Annotated in this window: 4 protein-coding genes; 3 read left to right on the top strand and 1 reads right to left on the bottom strand. The window is 35.1% G+C overall.

Annotation, left to right across the window (positions count from 1 at the left end; genetic code table 11):
- Positions 1 to 42: 42 nt before the first annotated feature.
- Positions 43 to 384, top strand: a complete 342-nt coding sequence (locus ACR2F7_RS03755) for a hypothetical protein (protein ID WP_432712254.1) — start codon at positions 43 to 45, stop codon at positions 382 to 384.
- 112 nt (positions 385 to 496) lie between these two features.
- On the opposite strand, the gene ACR2F7_RS03750 is transcribed toward ACR2F7_RS03755, so the two are convergent.
- Positions 497 to 778 (bottom strand): PH domain-containing protein, encoded by a 282-nt coding sequence (locus ACR2F7_RS03750; RefSeq protein ID WP_432712253.1) that lies wholly within the window; start codon positions 776 to 778, stop codon positions 497 to 499.
- A 754-nt stretch (positions 779 to 1,532) separates the two neighbouring features.
- Here ACR2F7_RS03750 and ACR2F7_RS03745 point away from each other — a divergent pair.
- Complete coding sequence (locus ACR2F7_RS03745) at positions 1,533 to 2,270, top strand: CPBP family intramembrane glutamic endopeptidase (protein WP_432712252.1); 738 nt, start codon at positions 1,533 to 1,535, stop codon at positions 2,268 to 2,270.
- A 110-nt stretch (positions 2,271 to 2,380) separates the two neighbouring features.
- Positions 2,381 to 3,496 carry a sensor histidine kinase gene (locus tag ACR2F7_RS03740; RefSeq protein WP_432712251.1) on the top strand — a complete coding sequence of 372 codons (1,116 nt, stop codon included), beginning with the start codon at positions 2,381 to 2,383 and terminating at the stop codon, positions 3,494 to 3,496.
- The last annotated feature ends 26 nt before the right edge of the window (positions 3,497 to 3,522 follow it).

Here is a 3,522-nt window from a genome sequence, read left to right as displayed (position 1 = left end):
CCTTGTCTTCCTAAGACCGCTTGGCCTCCGACTTGACAGTTGTTGCAGCAAGGCGAACCATCTTATGTATACAACCACCCATCACATGTGTATACTGCGCAATTATTGGGTAATGCCAATGCATTGTCGCTTGCCGAAGCTGATCAGCTGGGTTTGCACTGTAAAGGGAAAAACATCATTATTTATCCGGAATGGGTGGAGTTGAAGGGCTCGCTGACCAGCAGAAAGTATGAAGTGATGGATGTTTATTATAAAGGTTTTTATGAGGAGTTGTTGCTGGAGAGAAACGGGGTGAGGCTTCGTGCTATACAACTGAACAGGGGCGAGCATCAGAAGAAAGACTTTATACAGGCGAGTATAACGAAGTTTTTGAGTTTTGAGTAGGGAAGGAGGGATCTTTCCTTTGTCGTTTCGATGGTGAAAGGTGGAAGCGGATATTGCTCTCCACCAGGCAGCTTCCAAAAAATAGGCGCTCATTTGTCAATTTGCAAAAGGCTCATTCAATAGTCCTGATGCCGGGGTTTACATCTTTTAGTGCACTTATAAAGTGATCAATATCAATGGGCGACATAAAAATATCGTCCCACTTGTTATATTTTATTACCACTCCCTTATTAGACAAGGACGGTTTCACACCTGCATATATTTTTTTGTTTTTTTCAATTTCCACAATGGAGCTAATGTCGATTGATCCTCTCAATAATGCTGATTTATACAACAGCTGGTTATCATCTATCAGATAATAGGTGTCATGCCACATCCAAACTAAATAAGACATCAATGCAATCAGTATAAAAAAAACTATATACGCTTGGTCTGAAATAGTAATTATAGCTAGAATAAACAGAAAGCTAAATAAAAGTATAATCACATAACCCTTACCCGAATAAAATTTCATAGCATTTTATTTAAATTTAGTACTCTAAAGTAAGAATCTTAAGTCATTAACATACGCATAATTAGCGAATTGGAGATCTAGTTCTATTATTTAAAAATCAGATGATTGAAAAATGAACCCAAGCTGGTTAGTTGTTAAGCGAATTAATTGTATAGTTAAAGAATCCTGTTGTTCTATAACTATTATGTGATTACCCTAAACCCACCGCTTGTTCATTTTTCTTTGGACGGACCAGCCATACGAACTTTATATATATTAGCCCCATAGCTTACCCCTTGACGAGGATTTTTAATTAATTCTCTTTCTAAAGAAAGTAAGCTTGTGCTAGAGATTTAAATTTTTTTAGAAGAGGTTTGCCTTACAGGCAAAAACTTCAGTGATAATTACTTCATTTGCCACCACGATTGAAATGAGCATAAATCAACTTAAATTGATGTATACATCTGAACTCCAAAATCCCTGAAGGTTATCTTTTGAAGGATAGGGCTCAGAATGAAAAATTTAATACTCATAGCTGTATTCATTTATTAAGTCCCTTAAATAGTAATCTTCTATCGGCAATAATCAGGTTTTCATCGGTAGACTTTTTAGTGTATGGCACAGACAGATACTTTTGATAAAAAAAATAAAAGATATGTCACTGTTAACACCCTTTATCTGGATTGCCTTGATCCTGCCAATTATTATCCTTGCTTTTTTCACCTCGAAGAAAGGTCATCCAAAGTATTTAATGTTCTTTATCCTGTATTTTTTAATCGATTGTTATATGCAGCAATTGTCCAGAGAATATATAAGTCTGGAAAATTGGGGACTTAAGTTTGCATGGGTCGGGAAGATGCTAAGTTTAGGATTATCCTTAATCATAGCTTATTCTGTTTCGAAGTTTGACCGGCAAGAAATGGGTTTAACCACAAAAACGGAATCTAAAGATAAGCTAGTATTTGGCATTTGCATTTTCCTGGGTTTCCTATTTTTTGACTTTATTTTTAAAATGATCTTATTTCCTAAAGGAGGCAAATTTGAGCTGGAAACTTTTGCCTTTCAGGCCATAATGCCTGGATTAACCGAAGAATTAGCTTTTAGAGGCATTAGTTTGTGGTTGCTTGACAAGGCATTTCCACCGAAGTGGACTTTCAAAGGACTGCAATTGGGTTGGGGCTTCGTTATCGTGACGCTATTTTTCGGGATTGCACATGGGGTGTTGCTCACAAAAAACCTGGAGTTTAAATTTGATTTAATCACAATTATCTACCTTACTGTAATTTCTTCTTTAAGTCTCGGTTTGCTTAGAAAGTTCTCAGGAAATCTAATTTATCCAATACTTGGCCACAATATCATCAATATCATGAACGCCACGATTAGAATTTTATGATAAAATTAAACCATGACAACGGTAAAACCTATTTTTGGAATTGGCTTAAAAGGATATAATGCAGGATACACCAGTTTTTTCCAGCTATTTTACAAACAAAATTGCTGATCTTGACTTTGAAAGATTCTATACCTCAAACAATCGGGTGTTGCTTCAGCCTGATGTGGATAAGCTTTGCAGCATTATTATTTTTGAGTTATACAATTGCTTATCACCTTACTTACTTTGAGAGTTTTTTGCTGACTCTACGAATGACGATCGTAAATATGGTTGTATTTTATTCTTTCTTTTACTTTTTCTTACCCCGGCTATTTAATAGAAAACTTATTCAAGCCATACCCTTGTTAATCATTGCCTTTCCTATATTTATCCTTATCTGGCTTTTGGTTACCTATTTATTTTCAAAAATGTATTACACATTGGGTTACGAAATAGGGAACGGTGAGTTAAAAGGAGCGATTACAGCAAGCGCAGGTCAAACATTTTTCCAGGCCATTGGTGTCACAAGAATGGTATCACAAGCCATTATCATCATTTCCATATTGTCACCCTTCTTTTTTATCAAAATTCTATTTGAAATATCAAAACTTTATAACAGAACGCTAAATATTCAAAGTCAAAAAACCGCACTGGAAATTCAGAATGTCAATATCGAGAAAGACTTTCTGAAAGCACAACTAAATCCACATTTCTTATTTAACACGCTGAACAATCTTTATAGTTTAAGCCTCAAGAAGGATAATTTGGCGCCGGCAGTGATTCTGAATCTTTCAGAAACCATGAGCTACACCTTATATGAGTCAAATACAGAGAAAGTGCCTTTGCACAAGGAGTTGGAGTTTATTAAAAACTATGTCGAGCTTGAAAAAATGAGATATGCAGGCGACAAGAATATTCAACTTCAATTCCCTGCTGAATCAACTTTTTCTGGGCTTGTTATAGCGCCACTTTTAACTTTTACTTTTATTGAAAATGCTTTCAAATATGGTTTGAAATCAAAAAAATGCGCTAAACTATGCTTAAACATGAAAATTGAGGAAGGGTGTTTTTATTTTGACATCGAAAATGATGTGGATGCACCCCGGGAACAAACTGATTTCGGAGGAATAGGTTTAAAAAATGCACAAAAACGATTACAGCTTTTGTATGCCAATAAGCATACATTGCAAATTCAAAATGGTGAAAGCATGTTTAAAGTATCACTAAAATTAGATTTAAAAAACTAATGGAAAAATTAAATTGTGTAATTATA

The organism is Pedobacter sp., from assembly GCF_045628745.1.
Taxonomy (GTDB): Bacteria; Bacteroidota; Bacteroidia; order Sphingobacteriales; family Sphingobacteriaceae; genus Pedobacter.
The sequence above is the reverse complement of the archived record's forward strand: the minus strand, read 5'-3'. Positions and strand labels throughout refer to the sequence as shown.

Excerpts from the sequence above, each read along its gene's own strand:
- ACR2F7_RS03750 (WP_432712253.1), bottom strand. The coding sequence starts at position 778 with ATGTCTTATTTAGTTTGGATGTGGCATGACACCTATTATCTGATAGAT.
- ACR2F7_RS03745 (WP_432712252.1), top strand. The coding sequence starts at position 1,533 with ATGTCACTGTTAACACCCTTTATCTGGATTGCCTTGATCCTGCCAATT.